This is a genomic window from Agromyces sp. Soil535, assembly GCF_001428255.1.
In the GTDB taxonomy this organism is placed as follows: Bacteria; Actinomycetota; Actinomycetes; order Actinomycetales; family Microbacteriaceae; genus Agromyces.
Map to the genome: position 1 here is coordinate 32432 of NZ_LMRW01000013.1, position 22587 is coordinate 55018.

At 68.3% G+C, this 22587-nt stretch carries 20 protein-coding genes; 5 read left to right on the top strand and 15 right to left on the bottom strand.

Annotated features, from left to right (window positions below):
- Window positions 1-73: 73 nt before the first annotated feature.
- Window positions 74-655: a hypothetical protein gene (locus ASG80_RS12225; protein WP_056731059.1), complete on the bottom strand. Its 582-nt coding sequence runs from the start codon at window positions 653-655 to the stop codon at window positions 74-76.
- A gap of 246 nt (window positions 656-901) precedes the next feature.
- Here ASG80_RS12225 and ASG80_RS24730 point away from each other — a divergent pair, with 246 nt between their 5' ends.
- Window positions 902-1036: a hypothetical protein gene (locus ASG80_RS24730; RefSeq protein WP_255355595.1), complete on the top strand. Its 135-nt coding sequence runs from the start codon at window positions 902-904 to the stop codon at window positions 1034-1036.
- A 171-nt stretch (window positions 1037-1207) separates the two neighbouring features.
- Here the strand turns inward: ASG80_RS24730 and ASG80_RS12230 are convergent, their stop codons facing one another.
- From ASG80_RS12230 to ASG80_RS12245, 4 genes are read right to left on the bottom strand one after another with little or no spacing between them, the layout of a single operon-like run.
- Complete coding sequence (locus ASG80_RS12230) at window positions 1208-2323, bottom strand: glycosyltransferase family 4 protein (protein ID WP_082590236.1); 1116 nt, start codon at window positions 2321-2323, stop codon at window positions 1208-1210.
- Complete coding sequence (locus tag ASG80_RS12235) at window positions 2290-3411, bottom strand: glycoside hydrolase family 99-like domain-containing protein (RefSeq protein ID WP_200952554.1); 1122 nt, start codon at window positions 3409-3411, stop codon at window positions 2290-2292. The genes ASG80_RS12230 and ASG80_RS12235 overlap by 34 nt, the downstream gene beginning before the upstream one ends.
- A 43-nt stretch (window positions 3412-3454) precedes the next feature.
- Window positions 3455-4555 carry a glycosyltransferase family A protein gene (locus tag ASG80_RS12240; protein WP_156401820.1) on the bottom strand — a complete coding sequence of 367 codons (1101 nt, stop codon included), beginning with the start codon at window positions 4553-4555 and terminating at the stop codon, window positions 3455-3457.
- Between the two features lie 5 nt (window positions 4556-4560).
- Window positions 4561-6087 (bottom strand): polysaccharide biosynthesis tyrosine autokinase, encoded by a 1527-nt coding sequence (locus ASG80_RS12245; protein ID WP_056731066.1) that lies wholly within the window; start codon window positions 6085-6087, stop codon window positions 4561-4563.
- A 69-nt stretch (window positions 6088-6156) separates the two neighbouring features.
- Here ASG80_RS12245 and ASG80_RS12250 point away from each other — a divergent pair, with 69 nt between their 5' ends.
- The gene (locus tag ASG80_RS12250; protein ID WP_156401822.1) at window positions 6157-7377 is read left to right on the top strand and encodes a hypothetical protein; all 1221 of its coding nucleotides are present in this window, start codon (window positions 6157-6159) and stop codon (window positions 7375-7377) included.
- On the opposite strand, the gene ASG80_RS12255 is transcribed toward ASG80_RS12250, so the two are convergent.
- A complete protein-coding gene (locus ASG80_RS12255; protein WP_056731070.1) occupies window positions 7374-8741 on the bottom strand; it encodes an O-antigen ligase in 1368 nt (455 codons plus the stop codon). The genes ASG80_RS12250 and ASG80_RS12255 overlap by 4 nt on opposite strands.
- A gap of 451 nt (window positions 8742-9192) precedes the next feature.
- Between ASG80_RS12255 and ASG80_RS12260 the strand changes: the two genes are divergently transcribed.
- A complete protein-coding gene (locus ASG80_RS12260) occupies window positions 9193-10362 on the top strand; it encodes an acyltransferase (protein ID WP_162256626.1) in 1170 nt (389 codons plus the stop codon).
- Between the two features lie 143 nt (window positions 10363-10505).
- Here the strand turns inward: ASG80_RS12260 and ASG80_RS12265 are convergent, their stop codons facing one another.
- The 8 genes from ASG80_RS12265 to ASG80_RS12300 all read right to left on the bottom strand — a co-directional run bounded on the left by ASG80_RS12265 (window position 10506) and on the right by ASG80_RS12300 (window position 18747).
- Complete coding sequence (locus ASG80_RS12265) at window positions 10506-11435, bottom strand: glycosyltransferase family A protein (protein WP_056731073.1); 930 nt, start codon at window positions 11433-11435, stop codon at window positions 10506-10508.
- The gene (locus ASG80_RS12270) at window positions 11432-12409 is read right to left on the bottom strand and encodes a glycosyltransferase family 2 protein (RefSeq protein ID WP_056731076.1); all 978 of its coding nucleotides are present in this window, start codon (window positions 12407-12409) and stop codon (window positions 11432-11434) included. The genes ASG80_RS12265 and ASG80_RS12270 overlap by 4 nt, the downstream gene beginning before the upstream one ends.
- Window positions 12409-13329: a polysaccharide pyruvyl transferase family protein gene (locus ASG80_RS12275; protein ID WP_056731077.1), complete on the bottom strand. Its 921-nt coding sequence runs from the start codon at window positions 13327-13329 to the stop codon at window positions 12409-12411. The genes ASG80_RS12270 and ASG80_RS12275 overlap by 1 nt, the downstream gene beginning before the upstream one ends.
- Window positions 13330-13379: 50 nt before the next feature.
- Window positions 13380-15188, bottom strand: a complete 1809-nt coding sequence (locus ASG80_RS12280; RefSeq protein ID WP_056731080.1) for an ABC transporter ATP-binding protein — start codon at window positions 15186-15188, stop codon at window positions 13380-13382.
- A 74-nt stretch (window positions 15189-15262) separates the two neighbouring features.
- Window positions 15263-15559, bottom strand: coding sequence for a PqqD family protein (locus ASG80_RS12285; RefSeq protein ID WP_056731082.1), 297 nt, complete (start codon window positions 15557-15559; stop codon window positions 15263-15265).
- Entirely contained in the window at window positions 15556-16425 is an 870-nt protein-coding gene (locus ASG80_RS12290) for a nucleotidyltransferase family protein (RefSeq protein WP_056731084.1), read from the bottom strand. The genes ASG80_RS12285 and ASG80_RS12290 overlap by 4 nt, the downstream gene beginning before the upstream one ends.
- On the bottom strand, window positions 16422-17489 hold the full coding sequence (locus tag ASG80_RS12295) for a glycosyltransferase (RefSeq protein ID WP_056731087.1): 1068 nt from the start codon (window positions 17487-17489) through the stop codon (window positions 16422-16424). Before ASG80_RS12295 ends, ASG80_RS12290 begins: the two co-directional genes overlap by 4 nt.
- 106 nt (window positions 17490-17595) lie before the next feature.
- Window positions 17596-18747 carry a polysaccharide pyruvyl transferase family protein gene (locus ASG80_RS12300; protein WP_056731089.1) on the bottom strand — a complete coding sequence of 384 codons (1152 nt, stop codon included), beginning with the start codon at window positions 18745-18747 and terminating at the stop codon, window positions 17596-17598.
- Between the two features lie 140 nt (window positions 18748-18887).
- Here ASG80_RS12300 and menD point away from each other — a divergent pair, with 140 nt between their 5' ends.
- Both menD and ASG80_RS12310 read left to right on the top strand, forming a co-directional pair.
- Window positions 18888-20630 carry a 2-succinyl-5-enolpyruvyl-6-hydroxy-3-cyclohexene-1-carboxylic-acid synthase gene (gene menD, locus ASG80_RS12305; protein ID WP_156401823.1) on the top strand — a complete coding sequence of 581 codons (1743 nt, stop codon included), beginning with the start codon at window positions 18888-18890 and terminating at the stop codon, window positions 20628-20630.
- Between the two features lie 106 nt (window positions 20631-20736).
- Window positions 20737-21519 (top strand): SDR family NAD(P)-dependent oxidoreductase, encoded by a 783-nt coding sequence (locus ASG80_RS12310; protein ID WP_056731093.1) that lies wholly within the window; start codon window positions 20737-20739, stop codon window positions 21517-21519.
- A 13-nt stretch (window positions 21520-21532) separates the two neighbouring features.
- On the opposite strand, the gene ASG80_RS12315 is transcribed toward ASG80_RS12310, so the two are convergent.
- Window positions 21533-22537, bottom strand: a complete 1005-nt coding sequence (locus tag ASG80_RS12315) for a helix-turn-helix domain-containing protein (protein WP_056731095.1) — start codon at window positions 22535-22537, stop codon at window positions 21533-21535.
- Window positions 22538-22587 lie beyond the last annotated feature (50 nt).

Genomic DNA, 22587 nt, shown 5'->3' on the forward strand with positions numbered 1-22587 from the left:
CGCAATAGACGGGGACGGCCGGTCCGCCTTGGTTTCACCAAGGCGGACCGGCCGCCAACACTGATGCGTACTCCTAGTCGAGCGGCACGAAGGGAGGCACGCAGGCCTCGTCTCCGGTGAACCCCTCGGACTGCGGAGTCGGGGTGCTCGGCACGGTCCACGAAACGATGATCGGATCGTGGTTGTCGGGGTCGGGAATCGAGTGGCCCCAGTAGATCGTCGCCGTCACGTCGAACGTGGTGTTCGCGCTGTTGCTGCCATTCGCGTACAGACCGAGCGTGACGTCGTCACCGGGCGCGAGCGTGAACGGCAACACCGGCACGGTGCCGACGAGCGAGAACGTGAGGCCCGCAGCGGTCGTGGTGATGGTAGGCGCTGGCGAGGCGAAGATGATGATCGGCTTGTCCGTGTTGTTCGTCACCAGGAACGTGAACAGGTAGCCCTTGTCCGGATCGAGCGTCGGGAAGTTGAGCTTCTGGGCGCAGCTGTTGCCAGGCAGCTTGAATGCCACCCCAGGTTCGATGTCCGGGCCACCGCCGGATGCCGCGTAGGCGGGCGCCGGGACAGCGAGGGCGATCGCGGGCACTGACCACGCCATCGCCTTGGTTACCGTGCGTCGACTGACGCCGGCCTTCGGTTCTTCGAGGTCGCTCATGCGTGGTTCCTCCTGATTGGATGCTGTGTGTGTCGCCGACCACCCCGGCGGTCGTACGGATTCTGATTTCGCGAAGTGTTGCGGGTCACTGCGCAGGCTATCGGGTTTTCACAGCCAACTCTAGGGGTAGGGCATTCCACATGCGAACTATGAGACCCCCACATTCGGGTGACACGCGCGGGAATGGCGGCGTGTGACGCACCCGTCGGAGCACATTCCGAAGCCACCCGAGGAACGACGGAACGCATGACGAACGGCACGGCGGTCGCGGTCTCTAACCTGTCGAAGACCTACTGCATCAGCCACCAGCACCGCGCCAGCCGCGCCACCGAAGCTGTCGACGAGTGCCTCCGCCACTCGCTCCGGCGCGGCGATGTCTAGCTCTTCGACGTCTCCGCAGCCTCACGTGATCGACGATGTGCTCGCGGTGGGCGTCGCGGAGTTCCGGCGCAAGTCGATCGCGAAGATGCGCTACGCCGCCGACGACGAACCAGGTCTGGACGAACGCGGGCGTGTTGTATGTCGCGAGGACGACGCTCGAGCTGGGCGTCGTCATATCGGTCTCTTGTCGTTCGCCGTCGTGTAGAGGCGCTCGTAGCGATCGACCACGCTCCCGAGCTCGAACTCCACCGCACGTGTTCGGGCTACGGCACCAAGCCGTGAGCGGAGATCGTCGTCGGTGAGCAGCTCGACGAGGCGATCACCGAGTCCGTCGAGGTCGGTAAGCACGCCATACCGGCCCTCGTCGGTGACGTATCGCGCACCGACGTTCGGCGTCGCGACCACTGGCAGCCCGGCGGTCATCGCCTCGGCATACGGGATGCCGAACCCCTCGTAGGTCGACGGCAGGCAGAACACCCACGCCCTGCGGTACTCCTCGGCGAGCTCGTCGTCGGTCAGCCGGCCGAGGGCCACCACGCCGTCGGGGAGATCGGCCGGGGCATCCTGGGTCACCATCCGCAGCCGGGCCCCGGGCACGCGGGGCCGCACGACCTCGGCGAAGCACGCCGCGAGCTCTGCGCCGCGCTTGCGGCCTCGCCACGTGCCGACGAACAGCACGGTCGGGTGCGGCCACTTCTCGCCGCCTCCCGCGCCGAACCGGGATTCGTCGACACCGTTCGGGATCACCGTCCTCACCCAGGGCGTCCATTTGCGGGTCTGTGGCGAGATGAGCACAGTGCGGTCGGCGACGAGACTCGCGAGTACCTCGGTGAACCCGAGGAGCACCATGCGGGCCCGCTCCTTCAGGCCGCGGATCCGCAGCGCCTCCTCGAAGCACGACCCGTGCAGGGTGCGAACGTGCATCGGCACGCGCCGGCGCCACATCCAGTAATCCTCCCCGTGCGCGTGCAGCACGTCGTAGGTCGAGAAGTCCTGCCGACGCATCACGAAGGCGAACCGGAACGTGCGCAAGGATCCCCGGAGAGGCAGGTGCACGTTGCCGTATTCGGCACCGTCGACCGGGGCGCAGGGGCTGAACACGTCGACCGTGTGACCCCGTCGCGCCAGCTCGTTTGCGAGCGCGTGCACCTGGTACCCGACGCCGATCTTGCTCTCGCTGGGCAGGTAGTACGAGATCATCGCGATGCGGAGCGGTCGGCGGTGCCCGTCAGCCGGATGCCTCGGGCCAGGCGTCACAACAACCCCGCCCGTAGCGCTCGAAGCCATGCGTGGCCCTCGCGGAGGTCGGGCTCCAAGTGATTTCCCTCGGCCCACTCGTTCCACGACTTGATCCAGAGCAGCCGCTCCTCGGGGGGCCGGCCGGCGAGCAGTTCGACCGCCTGCTCGACATTGCGTCGGAAACGCTCCGGCGTGGCGCCCTCCACCACGAGGCCGCGCCGCCCTGCCCGCGGGGTGTTGTCCCAGTTGGGATAGATACACGGCTGCACGTCGGGCGCGTCCGGGAAGTCGGCCACGATCGTGTCAGAGTACGGCCAGACCTCGGGGCCGCCCATGAGCTTGCGCAACGCCCGCATCCGGAACCTGGACGCCCTGGTCACCCGAGCGGGCAGTCGCATGTAAACGCTTGCGTCGAAGCCGTCGACCGCGGCGTCCCTGTACCTCACGCCCTTGCCGAGTAGGTCGCTCGCCTCGGCCACGAGGTAGAGCCCGCCGAGGCCGGCCTCACGGGCCATAGCCTGCCATCGATCGACGAAGTCCGCGGCATCCGGGAGGTCCTCGGGCCGGAAGACATAGAAGAGCGGGCGCCCATTCACGCGAAAATATCGCTCGTCGCGGAAGGCAGGCAGCAGGGTCTCGAAGTGCCGGCGGTCGTCCTCGGGCCCGGGGTAGGTCTGCTCCTTCAGCACCTTATCGGCGGCGGCGTGCCAGACCCCCGTCCACGACTGGTTCGCCCAGGCGAGGCAGAACCCGATCTCGGGTTCCCCACTCTGGAGCACCTCGCGGAATGGACGCTCGAGGATGCGGTCGCCGTCGCCGAACCAGTAGTGCCAGTAGACGAAGGCCTCGATGCCGTAGCTGCGCGCGAGGTCGCTCTGCGCCTGCCGCGTCTCGGGCACGCGCAGATCGTAGAACCCGAGGTCGGCCGGCAGCGTGGGTTGCTGGTGTCCCGGATACAGCCGACGGGCGCGGGCGGTGTTCGTCCATTCGGTGAAACCGGGGCCCCACCATTCGTCGTTCTCAGGGATCGGGAAGAACTGTGGAAGGTAGAACGCGAGAGTGCGAGCTCTGACGGCAGGCGCAGCCGGGCCAGGAGCCGCGGCGGCTCCAGGGGCCGTCGAGGGGGTCTCGATCACGGGAACCGCCAATTCTCGAAGCATCAGGCGAGCAGGATGAATCCTACTGGCTGGTGACGCGCTGTCTCGTGCCCGCCGCGAGTCGGGTCCGCACCGAGCGCGTCGCCCGCCGGAGCCACGGCAAGCGCGCGGCGAGGAGGGCACGACGACGCTCGCGCCGTCGCCCGTCAGGGGGCCAGAGGATCGCGGCAAGGTGCCCGACAGCTCCGCGAAACCGCGCGTCGGCGTATCCAGGTGCTGCGAGGAGCTCGCGGAACAGGTGGCGGTGGAGCTTGCCCTCGATTCCGCCGGCCAGCCCTTCGTCGACGCCGATCAGGCCGCCGCCGAGGCGGAGGGCCACCGCCGATGACAGGAAGGGTAGCCCGAGCCGGGTGGTGCGCGACGTCGCCCCCACGTGAACACGGTAGAACACCGTCGGTTGGTCGACCTGCGTGACGGGCTGGAGACGGGCGACGTTCACGAGCATCCAGTAGTCGTCCATCGCGAGGGCGTGCGGCGCGAATCCGCCGGCCAAGCGCAGGAGCTCGGGGTCGGCGACGAAGCTGGTCGTCGCCGAGATCGGTCCGCGGAGCAGGGCTCGGAGATCGTGGATCTCGAGTTCGTCGGACCCGCTCACATCGGCGCTCTCCACGAGCTCCTCGAGCGTGCGCTCCCGCCCCACGAGGACTGTGGCCCATCCCGCGACCGCCTCGTCCATGCTTCGGAGCCGGTCGGTCTCATCGCCGACCGCGAACGTGGTCTCGCGCAGAAACACGATGCGTTCACCGGAGTGCGCATCGAGCCACCCGACGGCGCGTGCCAGATGCGTCGGATGCCACAGGTCGTCCTGGTCGACGAAAGCGACCCACCCTCCCCTGGCCAGGGCGAGCCCGCGGTTTCGTGCGACCGCCACACCCAGGTGCGACTGCTCGACGAGTCGCGCGCCGACAGGATGGGCCCGCACGAGATCGGGGCCGTCGTCGTCGGACCCGTCGTCGACGACGATGACCTCGACCCTGTCGATTGCCTGTAGCGCGATCGACGTCAGGGTCTCCGCGATATATGCGCCGCCGTTGTAGAGCGGCACGACGACCGAGACGAGCGGATGCCGCGACTCGCCGGTCGCGCCGACCTGCGATGCGGCGGGCATCGTGGATTCGGCCACGGAGGTCAGCCTCGCCGCCCTTGTCGGCGTTGCACTCCGACCGGGGTGGCCGCCGCGTCCTCCTCGCCGGCGAGTTCATCGAGCCCGCCGGCCGACGCGTTGTCGAGGCCAGCAGGGACCACTGGCGCCGGCGCCTCGGCCACCGGCTCCTTGGCCGTGTACTCCCGGCGGTAGTCATAGGAGTACGGCGATGCGTCGACGCCGCGCAGGGGCGCCTTGTTCAGCACGATGCCGAGTGCACGACCCCGGGCTTTCCGGAGCGTGGCGAGCGCCTTGTCGAGCAGATCGTCCGTCGTCTTGCCGAGCGTCACGACGACGAGCGCCCCATCGGCCTGATGCGTCAGCACGGCGCCGTCGGTCACCGGCAGGAGCGGCGGCGCGTCGATGATCACGGTGGCGTGCTTCGTGAGGTCGCCGAGCAGCACGTGCATCCGCTCGGATCCGAGCACCTCGCTGGGGTTCGGCGGCGGGCTTCCCGCCGCGAGTACGAGCAGGTTGTTCGACTTCGGAGTGCGCTGCAGGACCTCGGCGAGCGCCGCCCGGCCTGCGAGCACATCGCTGAGACCGGCGCCGCCGGGGAGTCCCATAGTCTTGGCAACCATCGACCGGCGCAGGTCGCCGTCGACGAGCACGACCGTGGTTCCGGCGGCTGCCAACGTCAGGGCGAGATTGCACGCGACCGTCGACTTCCCGTCACCCGGCAATGGACTCGTGACCACGATGGTCCTCGGCGGGTGGTCCACGTCCATGAACTGCAGGTTGGTTCGAAGAGCTCGCAGCGCCTCGGCGACCGCGAACTTCGACGTCTTGCCGCCGCCGTTGTCGGACAGGTCGACCAGCCGGTTGTCGGCGTTGAGGCCGGGCACGATCGGAATCGTGCCGACGACGGCGACGCCCGTCTTCTGCTCAACGTCCTCGGCCGTGCGAATCCGCCGGTCGGAGACGGTGCGGATCATCGCGAATGCGATGCCAAAGCCGAGTCCGAGGATGCCGCCGACGATCACGGCGGTCTGGACATCGGGGAAGGACGGGGTTGTCGGCAACGACGCCGAGTCGCCGGGAATCACGGTGACGGGGGCGGAGCCCAGTGTGCCGTCACCCTCGATCTTGTCGATCTCGACCTTCATCGCCCGGATCCAAGCCGAGGCCAGGTCGCGTGCGCTCTCGGGCTTGTCGGCCTCCGCACTGATCTTCATGATCACTGTGTCGGGGGTGTTGGTGACGGTGACCCGCTGGACGAGCGCCTCGGGAGTCGTGTCGAGCTCGAGATCCTCGATCGCGTTCTCGGCTACGGAACGCCAGCCGGCGATGTCGAGGTACGACTGCACCCGCGATCGCGCCAGGGAGTCGCCGAGTGAGGACGTCCCCACGTCGGCGGTCTGCTTCGACACCACGTATCCGCTGGCGCCTGCCGTGTACACCGGGGTCTGCAAGAGCGTCCAGCCGTATCCGGCGCCGATGCCCAGCAGCGTCATCAGGAGGATGGCGATCCAGTGCCTGCGCAGACCACGCAGGTAGTCGCGGAGCTCCATGCAACCTCCGGTCGTGACTCCGGCCCAACGCCGCGGCGCGGCAGGCACTCAACGAGTAGGCTCCATGGTATGCCAACCGCCTTTGACGTGCGCGCGCTCACCTCGACGGTTCGAATCGAGCTCGACGACACGCTGAGTGCTGGCGAGCAGAAAACGATCAAGTCGCAGTGGGCCGACCTCCTCGTCGAGGAGTCGGACGAACCAACGACGACCATCCGAGGCAGCGTTTCCGCGGCCATCGCCGACGTCAGGGCTCGAGCGGCCAGGTCCATCACCCTCCGAACCGCGGCGGAACTCGCCGACCGGATCACGACTGAAGTCACGCTCAGCGGGATCAGGCCATTGCAGGGCAAGGCGCTCATGCTGCATGCTGCCGCCGTCGCGCTCGACGACGGCAGGGTCATCGGCTTCGTCGGGCCGTCCGGCCGGGGCAAGACGACGGCTTCGAAGGCGCTCGGTCGAGCATTCGGTTACGTGACCGACGAGACCTTGGCGATCCGTCCCGACGGGAGCGTCGTCCCGTACCCCAAGCCACTGTCGATCGGCGCGCGACCCGGGCCGAAGCAGCCCACACCCGCCTCAGGCATGGGGCTCCGTCCTGTCTCCGGCGACGGCCTGCAAATCGCCGCGCTCGTGCTGCTCGATCGCCGTTCCGACGTCGTGCAACCCTACGTCGAGTCCCTCAGCATCACCGAGGCATTGCCCGAGCTCGTTCCGCACACGAGCTACCTCGCGGCAATGCACCGACCGCTCCGCACGCTGGCGGAGCGTGTGCGGTCAACCGGCGGCGTACGCCGCGTCGTTTATTCAGAGGCGGACTCGCTTCCCGGCCTCGTCGATCAGATCCTCGCCGACGTGAGTACTGAGGCGCACACTCTCTCGGATGTCACAAGCACCTACCGCCGGGACTGCGACTGTTTCGCCGAGTTGTTGCCCGACACACCGATCCTCGCTGGCGTCCCGACCAACGGGGGGTATGCAGACTCGTACTGGCGCACCGACCACACCGACGCGCTCCTCGTCGACGACTTGCTCCTTGTGCTCCGCCGTCACCAGGTGCTTGTGCTCGAGGGCGTCGGGCCGACCGCGTGGCTCGCCGCGAGCGGCTCGACGGAAGACGAGATCCGGCAGGCGGTGCTGCGACAGCTCCCTGCTCCGCCGGAAGGCGTTGATCCGGCAGAGGCCGTCGCCAGGGCCCTCAAGGAGATGACCAGCGCGCAGCTCCTCACGCGACGACGCGACGGCGACGGCGACGGCGACGGGGACGGGGACGGGGAGATTGAACGCTAGCCGGACGGAACGCGCTCCGGCGTGGCATCCGGGGCATGCTCGTCGGCGAGCTCATCAGGACCCGCGCGCTGTTCCCGCGCCATCGCTCCCAGGCAGATGCCCGCGATGACGAATGGGATCGACACTCCCGCTGCGACCCAGAACAGGTCGAACTGCGCCTGCACGATCCGACAGCACACGACCGCGACCGCGAGCGTACCGAACCGGGGGTCGACACGCCACAGCACGACGATCACGCCGATCCACATGACGATGAAGCCGACGAGGCCGAAGAGGCCTGCGGACGCCAGCACCTCCATCTCCGCCTGAGGCGGTTGGTAGGGAAGCGACCCATCGTTGTACCAGTAGCGCAGCCCGTGTCCGAAGACTGGCGCCTCGCGCCAGTATCGGAAGACCTCGCGGAACCAGTCGAGTCGCTGGAACACCGAATTGTGCCGTTCCTGCGACTCGATCTGCTCGATCACCATGATCACGATGAGCCAGACCGCAGGAATGATCAGGAGGAACACGAAGCGGGAGCGGCCGGTGACCTTGCGCCGGATCACCACGATGAGGACCGCCGCGATCAGTCCGATGAGCGCCTGGCGGGACTGGGAGATGACGACGGCCGCGGTCAACAGCCAGAACGCCGACCACGCCCAGCCCTTCGTCCAGCCCACCCAGTCTGGGTTGACGTAGACGACGACGGCCGCGAATGCGAGGGTCGTGCCTACGAAGTTCTTGTGCATCGGGAACGGCCAGGTCGGATACACCGGCCCGAAGTTGCCGGCTGCGTACTCGATCACCCCCTGCACGATGGTCAGCCCGGCGATCACGCATGCGCTGACGACGACGAGCGACAGGGCGAGGCGCGCGTATCCGCCGGCGCCGAGCGCCCAGCCGACGATGAGCGCACCGGAGATCAGCAGCCACGCGTGGAACCACTCGACCGTGTTCGCCACGTACGGATTCACGATGACCGTGAAGAGCGTCGTGAACTGGTAGAAGAAGTTCAGCCAGAGCAATTGGCGCAGCGGCCGACTGAACGGACGTTTCGCAAGCAGCACCGCAGTCCCGAATGCCGCCGCGAGCGCGACATCCGACACGGACAGGTCGCCCCCGCCCAGGCCGACTCGCTGCACGATCAGCAAGCCAGGCATCGACATGAGTGCGATCGCGAGTGGTTGGGAGCCCGAGAGCGCCGCGCCGATCACGAGCGCAGCCAACGCGGTCGCGGTCATCGACCCGTTCTGGATGCCCTGATCGAGCACGATGTAGACGGCGGCAACGGCCCCCGTAGCCATGAGCACCCAGCGCCACGCGTTCGCCCACCAGTCGACGATCCGCTCACGCCAGAGCTCCCTGCGCGTGCTCGTCGAACTCATGACCGGTCCTTCGGTGGGATTTCGCTCAAGTATCGCAGGTGCGGGCAGGGCGATCGAGACCTCGCCGACCGCGGCTGGCACCACGACGCGCAGTACCGTGGCCCGGCCAGTGTCGCATGGCAAACCAGTGCACCCGGGTCGAGAGATGCTAATCGTGGCCGACATACCGGCTTCTCACACGAGCCTCAGCGTATGGGTGAACCTCCGCCACCTCCGCAGCCGAGTGAGAAACCAGCCTTGTCCGTCAGCGTCTATAGGACTATCCACGCTGCTTCGCAATGATCAATTGCGCGCTTCGGCGCCGAGGCGGCTGGAGGGCGGCACTCCGCACTCCGCAAGCCGGTCCGTCGACTTCCGCTGCCCGATGTCCGGTCGCGCACAATGAATTGCCAGAGTCGCCCTCAATTCACTCAGCGACCCGATGCGGCGGCGGCACTCTACGCTGATGGCTGTGAGTGGTTCGGAGGCGACGGCGGGCGCAAGCGTGCGCATCCATTCCGTTGACGGCCTGCGGGCCCTGGCCTTCCTCGCCGTGTTCGCTTTCCATACCTGGGAATTCGCGGGCCGTCCCGAGATTCCGGTCCTCTCGTTCATGGTCAGCCAGAACATCCGTCCCGACTTCTTCGTGGTGCTGACGGGGTTCGTGCTTTTCCTGCCGTTCGCTCGCCGCCCCGAGCGAATGGACGGCTTCCAGACCCGCTCCTACTTGTGGCGGCGCATGCGAAGGATCGTACTGCCGTACTACGTCGCACTGGCCTATGCCATCTTCCTGCCGCAGTTGCTCGTGGTGCTGATACGCCTCCTCGGGCGCGAGGCATCGTGGCAGCCGATTCCAACCCTGGGTGACATGCTTAGCCACCTCACGTTCACGCACTTGTTCTTCGAGGACCACTGGGCCTCCGTGAACGGAAGCCTGTGGACGATGTCCCTGGAGATGCAGCTTTATCTTCTGTTCCCGCTGCTGCTGATCGCGGCCAACCGCTGGGGAGCGCGGGCATTGGTGTGGGCGATCGGCCTGTCCGTGGTCTTCCGCGTCCTTGTCGTCATCTTCGTACCTGGCTCCGACTTCCCGGACCAGTTCCTCTGGAGCGCATCCGGCATGGGTCGCCTGATGGAGTTCGCGGCAGGAATGCTGGCGGCCATAATCGCCTTCCGCGTAAGCGAGCGCATCCGCAGGCCGCACATCGTCCTCCTCCTGGCCGTGATGGCCGTGTCCTACACGGTCGCGACGATCCCCTTCTTCCAGACCTCGGTGCTGCCGATCCGCGAGCTCAGCCTGGGCACCCTCTTCGGGAGCCTCATAGTCATCGTCTTGAACGTTCCGGCCGCGGGACACCTCTTCGCGTGGAAGCCGTTGGCGTATCTCGGGTATCGGTCGTACAGCATGTTCCTCATCCACCAGCCGACGGCCTGGTACGTTTCCGAGTTCCTCCAGAAGTTCGCCGGTGTCCCCGAAGGGACCACGCTGCTCCTGCTCCTGTGGACCCTCGGCTTCGGGGTCGTTTTCGCCGTCGGACAGCTGCTCTTCGTCACGGTGGAACGCCCGTGCATCAACTGGGCGAAGCGTCCCCGCAGGCAGGAGCCGCCCGAATCGGCAATGACCGGCGCCGCGAAGGCATAGCCGCGGAGTCGAAGCCGCGTATACGCCGTGAGAGGACGACCCGCACCCTTCGAACGCGCGGCTTCTCTCCTGGGGGAGCCATCGGCCGGTACTACTTCGCTGGCCGTTTGCCCTATGCTCACACCGGCGTCTGTCCGCCGACGTCAGCTGCGTCGGCGCCTCACCCGCGAGCGTAGCTTCGACACGACCGTCTGAATTGCGCCACGCAGGAAGCCCAGCGGCGCGATGCGCACCGAGTCCCGTAAGTCGAGTGCCGCGGCTCGGAATCGTCGCGCCTTGAGGTCGCCGATAACCCGGCCGGCGGAACCCTCCGCGGTCCAGGCATCCTGACGCCGGAGATACCGTTGGAGCAGCGTGACCTGTTCCTCGTGTCCGAACTGGTGCGCCGAGGCGATGTTCGCCAGGATGGCAGCCCGCGCTGACCGGTGCCTGGCACGCCAGTCCGCGCGCGTCACATTATGGTCATGACGCCGATAGTCGACCACCACAGTCATCGAACTCACGAGCGGGGCGTCGCGCAGGAGGCGCAGGATGAGCTCATCGTCTTCCGAGAAGGCGAGCCGCTCGTCGAAGAGGCCGACTCGTTCGAGCGCCGACCGTCGTACGAGAAGTGCGACGATCCTCGGGATCGGCGTCGCTCGGCTGAGGAACTCCTCACGCGTAGCCGGCTTGGTCGTCCACTGCCCGAAGACACGCCCGTCGGCGTCTATGTACCGGCCGTTGCCGAACACCCCGGCTGCGTCGGGGCTGGCTTGGAGCGTCGCGACCAATTGGCCCAACCGCTCGGGCGGCCAGAGGTCATCGTCGTCCAGGAAGGCGACGAACTCGCCGGAGCCGCTGCGGATCGCGGCGTTGCGAGCCGCCGACACTCCTGCGTGCTGCTGGTGGATCACCGTGGTCGACGGCAGATCGGATGCCAGCCGTTCGAGCTCCTCGGGAGCACCCGAACCGTCGTCGACGATCACGATCCGCCACAGGGGATACCGCTGCTCCCGCACCGACGCGAGAGCAGCTGGGAGGAAGCGGCTCACCCGGTTCGTCGGCACGACGACATCCACCGTGCCCTGGTTCACCGCGCGGCCTCACGCAGTGATCTGCGCAGCTGTGCGACGGCTCGAAGGCTTGCGACGAGGCCGGCGGCGGTGCCGGTGAGGTCGAGACCGGCGCGCCGCACACCGCCCGCGACGCCGCGTGCCTTCGAACCCAGACCACGACGCTTCGGGTCGCCGATCGAGCGGAACCCGAGCGCGAGATCGCGGCCCGCGCCGGAGACCACCCTGCGAAGGTAGCGGCGAAGGTGAGGATCACGGTACCCGAGCGTCGTCGCAAGCAGGACGACATGGTTGCGGGCTCCGTAATATCGGTAGCGGGCGTCGAAGCGACGGCCTCGTGCATAATCACCTGCCACATGACGGACCACTGCGTCGGGCGTGTACACGATCGTCATGCCGGCGCGCCGCATCCGGAGCGCGATGTCGGTCTCCTCGCGCAGGCAGGTCCCGGGATAGAAGTCGCGAATGCCGCCGAGCTCGCGGACCGCGTTCATGCGGACGGACATGTTCGCACCGAGGAGATGGTCGACCTCCACCGCCTTGCCCGGGTCGGCCGCGAAGAATCCGGTGAGCCGCCCGTCGGGCAGCAACTGGCCGATCTGCCCGATTCCCTCACGCTCTTCGCCGGGCTGCCCGTTGCGGGCGCGGCCGCCGACTGCCGTCACCCGCTCGTCCGCGTAGGGACGGAGCAGCTTCTCCAGCCATTCGGGCTCGGCGTAGGCGTCGTCGTCGACGAATGCAACGATGTCCTCTGCGACATCCGAGATGCCGATCGCCCGAGAGGTGGCGGTCGAGCCGATCCCCCGCTCGTTGCGTCGGAATTCGACCCCGGTGAAGCCCGCGACGACCTCTTGCGTACGCGTGTCCGGCGAGGCGTCAACCACGATGATCCTTGCCGGCGGCACGGTCTGGCGAGCCAGATGCTCGAGGCACTCGCGCACGTACTCCGGGCGCTGATACGTGGCGATCACGACGCTCGCGGTGGGCCGCGCCATCATCGGCTCCCCCCTCCTGCCCGGCCGGCGATGACCTGCGAGACGCCCTGTGGGAATCGAGGCAGCTCGCCGAGCACCTCGGTCAGGCGGCCGATCGCAGCCTCGAGCGCGTCGACGGCGGTCTCGACGGTCGCCCGCGGCGCCGGGGCGGCGTGGGCCAGCAGTTCCGGCAGCCTCATGCGCTTATCGAACGCGAGGAAACGGGAGTCGTTCGGGGTGATCACCGACTCGTAGTCGAGGAACTTGAAGGCACCACCGCTGAGCGGTGGCTCCGGACTCGTCCACACGGCCGGAATGCCAAACGCGTCAGCGGTGACGAGACCGTGCAGCGATGTCGTCACTACCGCCGCGCACGCCCCGATCTCGCGCACGGTGCGCGAAGCCGAGCGGTGCACGTCGATCATCCGCACCCTGAGGCCGGGCGTCTCGGCGAGCGCCAGGAACGCCGCCTGTGAGCGATGGTCGGCGTGAGGGACGAGCCCGACGTCCCAGCGCAACGCTGGCCGTCGGATCCGCCTGGCGACGAGGAGGCCCGGGTCGCCGAGCGCAACGCGGTCGGGGGCGCCGATGTGCTCGCGGGTGAGCTGTCCGCGAACCGCCAGTACCTTTGCCCTCGGGAGCGGGTACGGGCGGTCGTGCATGAGTCCGCTTCCCCAGATCGCGCCGTCGAAGTTCGGCGGCAGGGACTCCAGGATGCTGCCAACTCCGGCCAGGCTCGCCTCGGCCGACCTGCGGTGCACCGGGACGACGCCGTACCGCGGGAGCAGCCATTGCGTCATGTCGTCGCCGAAGTTCGGATGCCCCACCCACCAGTGCGCTCCGACGACCACGCCGTGCCTCAGGGTTGCCGGCTGGGTCGCCGCGATGGCGATCTGCCGAAGCCCGCGCGCCCGCCGACGGAGCGGATGCGTGTAGTCCATCGCCAGCCCTCTCGGAATCGGCTCCAGTATGTCAGGCGGATGCCGCATCATCAGTCGAGCTCACCCAGCTCGACCAAGCGGGCGAAGTCCGCACTCTCCGCCCGCACCCGCGCGAAGCTGCCCTCCGCCTCGATGCGCCCGTCCTTCAGGAACACGAGGGTGTCAGAATGCCGGACGGTCGACAGACGGTGGGCGACGATCAGGATCGTCATGCTGCCTTGCAACCCGCGGAGCGTCGTGGCGATCTCGTGTTCGGTCACGTTGTCGAGCGCGGACGTCGCCTCGTCGAGCACCAGCACGCTCGGCCTGCGGTAGAGCGCTCTGGCGAGCCCTATGCGCTGCCGCTGCCCGCCCGATAGGCGCACGCCACGCTCACCCACCACGGTGTCTAGACCTTCGGGGAGCTCCGCCAACAGATCGTCGAGCTGCGACATGGTCAGCACCTCGTCGATGCGCGTCCGATCGACCCGTTCTGCGGGCACGCCGAAGGCGATGTTCGCCGTAAGGGTGTCGTTGAGCAGGAAGACGTCCTGCGGCACGACACCCAACTCGGAGTACCACGCAGCGAGGTCGTCGGAGATCAATCGCCCGCCGCACTCGATCGAGCCCTCGGTAGGCTCGAGGAGGCCGAGCACCAGGTCGAGCAGCGTGCTCTTGCCGGCGCCGCTCGAACCGACGAACGCGGTCGTGCGGTTCTCAGCGATACGGAGCGAGATCCCGCGCAACACGTACTGCTCCGCGTCCGGATACCGGAAGCTCAGCTCGCGAAGCATGATGTCGCCCGCGTAGCTCGTGTCGCCCCGTGGGCGCTCTTCGTGCGTGCCTCCTGCGTCCAGCTCGTCGACCACGTCGGAGACGATCTCGAGACCCGCACGACCGGTGCGGACCGTGGCGAGGTTCGCAGAAATGCGGGTCAGCGTCGGGAGCGCTCGCAAGGAGGCGGCGGCGAAGACCCCCAGCACCGTGAGCGTGGCCGCGGGCGTGGTCGTGGTGAACAGGAACACCGAGATCCCCATGATCGCGAAGATGAAGCCGATCTCGATCAGGTATCGCGGTGCGTCGGAGACGATGCCCATCTGGCGCGCCGCTCTGGCCCGCCGCAGCCGGGCGCGTCGGAAGCCGTCGATGAACGCATTCGCGCTCGACGTGAGCCGGGCCTCGCGGAAGCCGTCGAGTCCCGGCAGGAGGAACTGCCACGCTTGCAGCCCCGCCTCCGCCATCTCCTCGCCGATTCGGTACTGCCGGCGGCGCAGGAGCCGCTGCACGCCGAAGACCAACAGACCGAACAGGACGACCGTGAAAAGCGTTACCGCGGGCGAGACGATCGCGAGCACGGCCGTGATCGCGATGAGCACGAGCCCGTCGGTGGCAATGCTGACGACGCCGAGCAGGACGCTCGCAGACTGGTTCGTGGCGTCGTTGATATTGCGGTATACCTCACTCATTCGGCGCGAACGATGGTCGGCGTACGGTGCGAGCGCGTACCGACGCGCCAGTTCCGCCGATGAGAGCGCCGATACGCGCGTGGTACGGCCAAGCAGCCACCAGCGGAAGATGATGGACCCGATGCTCTTGACGATGAACACCAGAGTGATGAAGAGCGCGACAACGGGGATGAGTGTGGACAGCTCAGTCGTACCGAGCGTCTCCGAGATCCAGGTGACGAACCAGCTGTCGGTGTCGCCGGTGAGGAGTTGTGTGAGCGGCACCATGGCGGCGACGCCGAGCGTGTCGAGGCCGGCGAGCACGAGCGACGCTGCGATCGTGCCGAACACCCATCGCGCCGGGTCTGCACCCGCCATGGCGAGCATCATCCGCAGCTGCTCGCTCAGGCTCCGCTCGCGTTCCGCACGTGCCATCGTTCTCCTCCGCACCGCAGGCGCCCGGAACCTCGGGCGGGCGGGCCTCTCGGCATCATAGCCGCGCGACTGACTCATCCCCGCGCGGCTGCGGAGCGGTCGCGATCAGGCTCCCGCTCCGTCAGGAGGCCACGTCGCACGAGTTCGTCGACGAATGACTCCACATCGGCACGGATGTCACCTACTGCGGCATCAGTGATGGCGGCCACTCGATCTGCGAGCGTCGACCGCGGCCCATCCAACGCCTCGACCCAGATGGCGGCCGCGCCGCCATCGAGCACGACGATCGGGCCGTCGGGCAGGGATGCCGCGTACACCACGCCGCCCTCCTCGACGACGGCCACTCCCGACGCGGGCCGCAGGCGGGTCATCCGCTCGCCCCTCGACGGCGGAGTGCTCGCCAGGCCTCGCCGATCGCGCGGGCGGGCCGGACGAAGAACTCGGCCACGATCTCGAGTCGGGTGGGACGGCGCCCGAGCCGGTGGGCGAGATGGTCGACGTTCACGAGGGGCGCCCGGGCCACCACTGCCGCCGCCGCGATGAGATTTGGGGCGGCGCGCACCCGCGCCCTCCACTCCGCCGATCGGCTCCCGCCCTCTGAGATGACCTTCCACAGGCGGTAGTCGCGCTCGCCACGGTAGCGCTCAAGGCCACCGGTCGCCGCCGCGAACGCGACGGGCGCGTCGAGCTCGGCGATGAGCGCCTCGATCTCTGCGCGATGCTCGTCTGTCGCGTCGTTCCACACGGCAGGCAAGTCCCATTGGTGCACGCGGCTCGATCGCGCCGCGTTGAGGATGAGCAGCGTAGCCTGCGCGGGCACGCTCGGTACGGCGCATCCGACGCCTGCGATGTCGACCACCCCGCGATCGGACCAAAGCCGATCGAACGCGGGCCCGGGAGCGAGGCGGATGCCGGGGAAGAACCGGTGGATGTCGACGTAGCCGAAGGCGTCGTGCGTATAGGTCTGCGCGTGGCCGAACGGCGAGCCGAACTCGAAGGTGCTGTAGAGTCGCCAGCCGTGGTCGCGAAGCGTCCGGTCGAGCCGCGCGACGTGGTCGGGCCGCACCAAGACGTCAACGTCGGAACCGAACGAAGTCGAAGGGCGAAGCGACGGATCGACGGCTGCGCCCTTGATGTGCAGCAGGTCGACCCCGATCTGGTCGGCGAGGTGCTGCACGGCGGCGTGTCCGAGCCGCAGGCGCACCGAGAGCGGCACGCTGACCTGTGATCCGTTCACGCCCGCTGCACCACCCCTTCGATCACTCTAGCGAGGCGGGCGACGTGCGCGTCGCGTCCGAATCCGCGCGCCCACACCCGGGTCGACTCGGGGTCGAGCTCGCGGGCGCTCCGGATCGCGCGTGCCAGGTCGTCGGGCGTCGCTGATGCCGCGTGGGCTCCGCTCACCCCCGGGCTGACGGTCTCGAGGTAGCCGCCCTCGGCCACGGTCGCGGCGGGCGTGCCCTCGAGCGCGGCCTCGAGGACCGTGAGCCCGAAGTCCTCCCGTCCGGCCCCGACGACGACGACGGCGTTGCGGTACACCCAGCACAGCTCGTCGTCTGCCACCCGTCCGAGCCCGTGGACGCCTTGCCCGGGATCGTCGAGCGCTTCCGACCCGGCGCCGACGACCACGATGGCCAGGCCGGCGTCCCGGGCCGCCTTGACGGCGAGCGGCACGTTCTTGTAGCCGCGGTCCCTCGCGACGACCACAGCGAACGCGTCGGGCAGCGCGCGCGCAGGCGGAGCGGCATCGGCGGCGACGGGCTCCACCGGCGGATGCACCACGATCGAGTCCAGGCCGTAGGCGGCGCGGATTCGATCCCGGGTCGCCGCCGAGTTCGCCACGATGGCACGGGCCCGCCGCATCGCCTCGGCATCGCCGCGCCGGAGGAGCGGCGTGCTCACGCGGAGACCAGCGCGACGCAGCGGGCTGAGTCGCATCCGGTAGTCGTCGGCGGCGTAGAGCCAGCGGGCGGGACTGTGGACGTAGACGACGTGCGGGATCGCGAAGCGGAAGCGGTGCGCCCACCCGCTGCTGGAGACGAGCGCGACATCGCCCCCCGACACGCTCGTGCGCGCCGCGATCGAGGGCAGCAGGGGCAGCATCCGCTCGACCTGCGTCGCGAGCGCGTGCGGGATGGTCGCCTGCACCCTGAGCCCCCGGAACTCCTCGAAGGTCGCCTCTGGCCGGTAGGCGAGCGTGACCACAGTGCGCGAGCCGAATCCGGCGGCCCATTCGGCGACGACGCGCTCGGCTCCGCCGACCTGCACGAGGTAGTCGTGGGCGAGGATGATGTCGGGCACCGCACCCCCTCTCCGTGTGACGTCTGCCGAATCCTACGCCTCCCGCTCTGTCCGGTTCCGGATGTTCGAGCGCTCTGGCGAGCACGTCGGCCCCGCACGTCCGCCGCTAGAGGTGCGCCCTGAGGTACGAAAAGCCGCGAGCGCGCTCGGTGTCGAGCACGCGATTCACCCTCGTCCAGTCGGGTGTGAAGACCCGGTCGTCGATCAGCGGCGATTCCGCACCGATTCGGTGGTGCTCGAGCCCGAAGACTCCGAGGAGCGAGTCGAAGCGGTCCGCGCCGCGGTCTGCGTTGGCGTACACGACGAATGGACGGTTGAACAGGATCGAGAACGCGCAGCCATGGAAGGAGTCGGTCACGACGAAGTCGGCCGAGGCGAAGCTGGCGAGCCAGTGCTCGACCGACGGCCTCACGAAATCGGCAGGATTCGCCGTGTACGCACGATAGGACGGCGGCCACGGGGTGAGGAGATCGAGCGGAGGAATCCCCAGTCGCTCGCGGAGCGCTCCCTCGACGCGGGGGACTTCGGCGTTCGCGTCGAGTCGATAGATCAGCAGTCGACCGGCCGCGGGAGACATCGCGCCGCCTGCGCGCGAGACGAGCTGCAGGTAGTGCTCGGCGGTCAGCAGCATCGTCGGATCGACATGGTGCTCGGCGTGCACGCCGAATTCGTCGTGACAAATGCGCACGCCCGACTTCTCGCGCACCGAGACAGCGTCGAATCGCCGGATCAGTGCGGCGGCGCGAGCGCGGTCGTCGTCACTGTATTCCGCGATGTCATCGACGCCGAACGATGCCGCGAACGAGATCCGACGAGGCCGATCCCCCTGGATGGGTTCGAGTACGTCGAGGAACTGCGCCGGGATGTTCGCATAGGCGGCGCGCCAGACCTGGTCGCTGCCTACGACGAACGTGCGGAACCGCCTCGCCAGCCTGACGCTGCCGCGAGGCGTCCCCCCGACCTCCATGAACGATCCGGTCTCGATGTTCCGTGCGATGAAGGTGCGCAACGGCGCGGTGACACGCCTCGAGATCCTCCAATTCCAGTCGACCCGTGCTGGAGACGCCAGCCGAACCCACCGGTAGGGATGCCGCAACAGTCGCCACCGGAGACGCTTCAGCAGCGGCTTCGGCCTCGAGGTGTCCGTCACCGGCCGGAATCCGAGATCACGCACGACACGCTGCAAGGCATACGCTTGCAGGATTCCGCCATAATTCGCGTTGAGCGGCAACGTCGTGATCAGCACCTTGCGAGACACTGGATCACGGTATCTCGGTGGGCTCTCGTTCGTTACTCGAGAGGTCACATCCGGCAGAGCACAACCGGTGAGATCGCGCGAGCCGCCTCGGCTCGAACGCGGGGCCGGTTTTGAACCTCGGACTGAAGTGGGGCCGATCGATGTACGCGAGTGAACCGCTCGTTCTGGAACTGACGGCGCTGCTCAAGGCGCACGGGGTCAGGAACATCGTCATCTCCCCGGGCAGCCGCCACTACGCCTTCACGCGGACCTTCGAGAACGACCAGGACTTCAGCCTCCATTCGGTGGTCGACGAGCGGTCAGCGGCGTTCTTCGCCCTGGGCCTCATCCAGGCGACCGGCGAGCCAGCTGCGACGATCTGCACCTCCGGCACGGCCGCACTCAACTACGGTTCAGCCATTGCCGAGGCCGCCTCCCAGAAGCTCCCACTGGTGGCGATCACGACTGACCGGCTTCCTGAGTTCCTCGGTCAGATGGAAGACCAGATGATCGATCAGCGCGGACTCTTCGACGGGTTCGTTCGCTACGCGGGGGATCTCCGCCCGATCGCGAACAAGCGCGACCGCTGGTACTGCAATCGGGTGATCAACGAAGCGCTCGTCGCAGCCCGGGAGGGCGGCGGCGGTCCGGTCCACCTCAACATACCGATCGAGAGCCACAGCGGCGTGCGGTTCACCGAGCCGCAGCTTCCTGACGTCCGCGTGATCACCCGGCATCGTCTCGAGCTCGGGGAACCCGACTGGACCGCGCTCGCGGAACGCCTCGGACGCGAGCGCGTCCTCCTCGTCTGGGGGCAGGGAGCGCGCCCGAGCGAACGCGCCGCTGCCGCGCTCACCGCCTTCACCGAGTCGTTCGACGTTGCCGTCATCGCCGACCACCTCGCCAACCTGCACCTCGACGGGCGCATCGACAACCCACTGGCATTCCTGCGCGTCGCCGGGGCGACTCGCCCCGAACTCAAGCCGGACGTCGTGATCACGTTCGGGGGCAACGTCGTGTTCAAGGACGAGTTGAAGGGATTCCTGAACGGGTCGGATCACGAACACTGGCGTGTCGACCTCGACGGCGCGATCGCAGACCCCTTCCGAACGCTCACCGACGTCATCCAGTGCCGACCCGAGTACTTCCTCGAACGCATCGTCGCGGCCCACGCTGATCCAGTGGCCGGCGGGACGTACGCGGGTCGCATGCTCGAGGCCGCGGACTCGATACCGGCGCCGTCGTCGGAACATGGCGAACTGGCGGCAATCGGGGGTCTCATGCGAGCACTTCCCCATGGCAGCTCCCTCCACATCGCCAATAGCGCTCCTATCCGGATGGCCCAGCTCCACGCGATCGATCACTCGATCGACGTCTTCTGCAACCGGGGGGTCAACGGCATTGATGGCTGCCTGTCGACGGCGATCGGCTATGCAGCGGCGACCGCGAAACCGACGTTCATGATCATCGGAGATCTCACCTTCTTCTACGACATGAACTCACTGTGGATCCGCAACCTGCCCGACAATCTGCGCATCCTCCTGCTCAACAACGAGGGCGGTGCGGTGATGCACGTGCCACTGCCGCAGGAGTACTCGAACACCGTCGCAGGTCGCCACGTCAGCGCGGAGCACGGCATGAGCGCCCGCGGTTGGGTGGAGTCGCTCGGGATCGGGTATTCGGCGGCCCATACCTCCGAGGAGACGGCCACCGGGATCGGTTGGCTGACGGACCTGGACGAGCACGGACCGCGGGTGCTCGAGGTGTTCTCGAAGAAGATCACGGACATCGCACAGCTGAAGGCCTACTACTCGACCTTGACCGGTGGCGCAGTCGAGCCGAGTGCCTACCAACGGATCCGACGTCGCGGCGGCCGGGTCCTGCGACGGCTCGGCTTGCGCTAGCGGCAGGGTCTTCTAGCGTTCTCGTAGCAGGGGACACATGAGCGGGGTGAGAGCGTTGGCGAATCGGGTGCTGACGAGGGTCAGAAGGCGACTGACGAAGGTCGAGATGGCGCGCCCGTACGTGGTCCGTGTCGATCCGCCGCCAGAGTTGGCTGGCCTGCTCGCGGTCGTGACGGGCGGAAGCGGAGCCGTCGGCCGGGCGATCTCGCTCCGACTGGCACTCAGTGGAGCCGAGGTCCACGTACTCGGACGCTCGACCGCACGGCTGGACGCGGTGGTCGGTGAGATCCGCGAACACGGCGGCACGGCGCATGTCGCGCAGGTCGACCTCGAGGACGACGAGGCCGTGACGAGGTTCTTCGCCTCCCTCCCGACGGTCGACATCCTCGTGAACTGCGCTGGTGGAAGCGCCCGTGCCGACCACGCCCCGGTCTGGGATCAATCCCCTGAGGTCATCGACCGCGTCCTCTCCGTGAACCTTCGGGCGGCCATCACCTGTGTCGGCGCAGCGACGCCGAAGATGATCGCGCAGCGTTCAGGTCGGATCATCAGTGTCGGGTCGATCATCGGGAGCGCCGGCAAGGCGCGTTTCGCCGACTATGCGGCAGCGAAAGCTGGGTTGACGGGGTACATGAAGTCCGCAGCCATCGAACTCGGCCCATTCGGCGTGACCGTCAACCTGGTGTCTCCCGGCATCGTGCCCAGAGGCCGGCCGACTCAGGAAGAGTTGGAGCGCCTGAAGCGAACCAATGTTCTCGGGGCGATCGGTCACGAGGAAGACGTCGCCGAAGCGGTAGGTTTCCTGGCGAGTCCCCGTGCCCGGTTCATCACGGGGCAGGAACTCGCCGTCGACGGCGGCCGATCCCTCGGCCTGCGCGGCGACGACTGACACACGGCCCCGCTCAGCCGAGCCCCGGCTGCTCCAGCGCGGCGAGCGCGCGTGCGAGCGCATAACGCGTGCGTCCGCTTGGCGAACGTGGGTCGTAGCCGAGCTGCGCGGTGAGGGCGTCGAGCCGGGCCTGCACGCTCGAGTGGTGCATCCCCAGCACGGATGCCGCGGCGCGCACGCTGCCCGCATCGGCGAACGCCTCGAGCACCTGGCGCGAGCGTGCATCGAGCGCGTCGAGCGCGGCGACATCGGGATGCGCCGCGCCGGGCCGGTCGGCCGCCTCTGCGACGAGCAGCAGCGCGCCGAGGCCCTCGGCGTCGACCACGGGCTCCCGGGCGGTGCCGAGCCGCAGGGCGATGAGCGCCGACGCCCACGACTCGGGCAACCGCTCCGCCGGGCCGCGTATGCCGATGCCGGCACGTATCCCGGGCGGCACGTGGAACACGCCGTCGACGAGCACGACGCGGGCGAGCCCGCGGGGCGTCGCGACGACCGCGGTCGGGCCGGGGGTGAGCGCCGCGGCATCCGGATGGAAGGCGACGGCACGTACGTCGCGAGTCCCATCGAGCCGCAGTCGCGAGGCGGCGACGGCACGCTCATCGACGGACGCGCTCGCGGTGATGACGACTTCGACCGCGGCATCCGCGGTGCTCGCGCGCCTCGCGGTGGTGATCGCCACGGCGAGGGCGAGCCGCTCCAGCACCATCGCGTCGTTGGCGTGGGCGGCGCCGTCGCGTTCGATCCACACGCGCGATCCGTCGCTCGTGACCCGCGAGGGCCAGGCGGATGCCGCGTCATCCGTGCCCGGGTCGAGGCGGTCGCCTGCAGGGCCGATGCGCGTCGGGGCACGCCCTGCGACCGCGTGGCCGGCGACCGTGCCCGAGAGCACCGCCGCCCCGCGGAGCAGCGTCTCGATGCCCACGCCGCCTGCGACGAGCGTGTCGAAGTACGAGACGACCTTCAGGGTCTCGCTCGCCTCTGGGTCCAGCGCGGTCAGTCGACCGACCAGTTCCTGCATGCCGGGGCTCCATCGCACCTGTTGCGCCCCACCCTAATCGAGCGGGGGCG

Bases quoted from the DNA above. Each gene is read 5' to 3' on its own strand.
- ASG80_RS12315 (WP_056731095.1), bottom strand. From the start codon at position 22,537: ATGCAGGAACTGGTCGGTCGACTGACCGCGCTGGACCCAGAGGCGAGC.
- menD (WP_156401823.1), top strand. From the start codon at position 18,888: ATGTACGCGAGTGAACCGCTCGTTCTGGAACTGACGGCGCTGCTCAAG.
- ASG80_RS12250 (WP_156401822.1), top strand. From the start codon at position 6,157: ATGCCAACCGCCTTTGACGTGCGCGCGCTCACCTCGACGGTTCGAATC.
- ASG80_RS12270 (WP_056731076.1), bottom strand. From the start codon at position 12,409: ATGGCGCGGCCCACCGCGAGCGTCGTGATCGCCACGTATCAGCGCCCG.
- ASG80_RS12280 (WP_056731080.1), bottom strand. From the start codon at position 15,188: ATGGCACGTGCGGAACGCGAGCGGAGCCTGAGCGAGCAGCTGCGGATG.
- ASG80_RS12230 (WP_082590236.1), bottom strand. From the start codon at position 2,323: ATGGCTTCGAGCGCTACGGGCGGGGTTGTTGTGACGCCTGGCCCGAGG.
- ASG80_RS12225 (WP_056731059.1), bottom strand. From the start codon at position 655: ATGAGCGACCTCGAAGAACCGAAGGCCGGCGTCAGTCGACGCACGGTA.
- ASG80_RS24730 (WP_255355595.1), top strand. From the start codon at position 902: ATGACGAACGGCACGGCGGTCGCGGTCTCTAACCTGTCGAAGACCTAC.
- ASG80_RS12310 (WP_056731093.1), top strand. From the start codon at position 20,737: ATGGCGCGCCCGTACGTGGTCCGTGTCGATCCGCCGCCAGAGTTGGCT.
- ASG80_RS12275 (WP_056731077.1), bottom strand. From the start codon at position 13,329: ATGGACTACACGCATCCGCTCCGTCGGCGGGCGCGCGGGCTTCGGCAG.
- ASG80_RS12285 (WP_056731082.1), bottom strand. From the start codon at position 15,559: ATGACCCGCCTGCGGCCCGCGTCGGGAGTGGCCGTCGTCGAGGAGGGC.
- ASG80_RS12255 (WP_056731070.1), bottom strand. From the start codon at position 8,741: ATGAGTTCGACGAGCACGCGCAGGGAGCTCTGGCGTGAGCGGATCGTC.
- ASG80_RS12245 (WP_056731066.1), bottom strand. From the start codon at position 6,087: ATGGAGCTCCGCGACTACCTGCGTGGTCTGCGCAGGCACTGGATCGCC.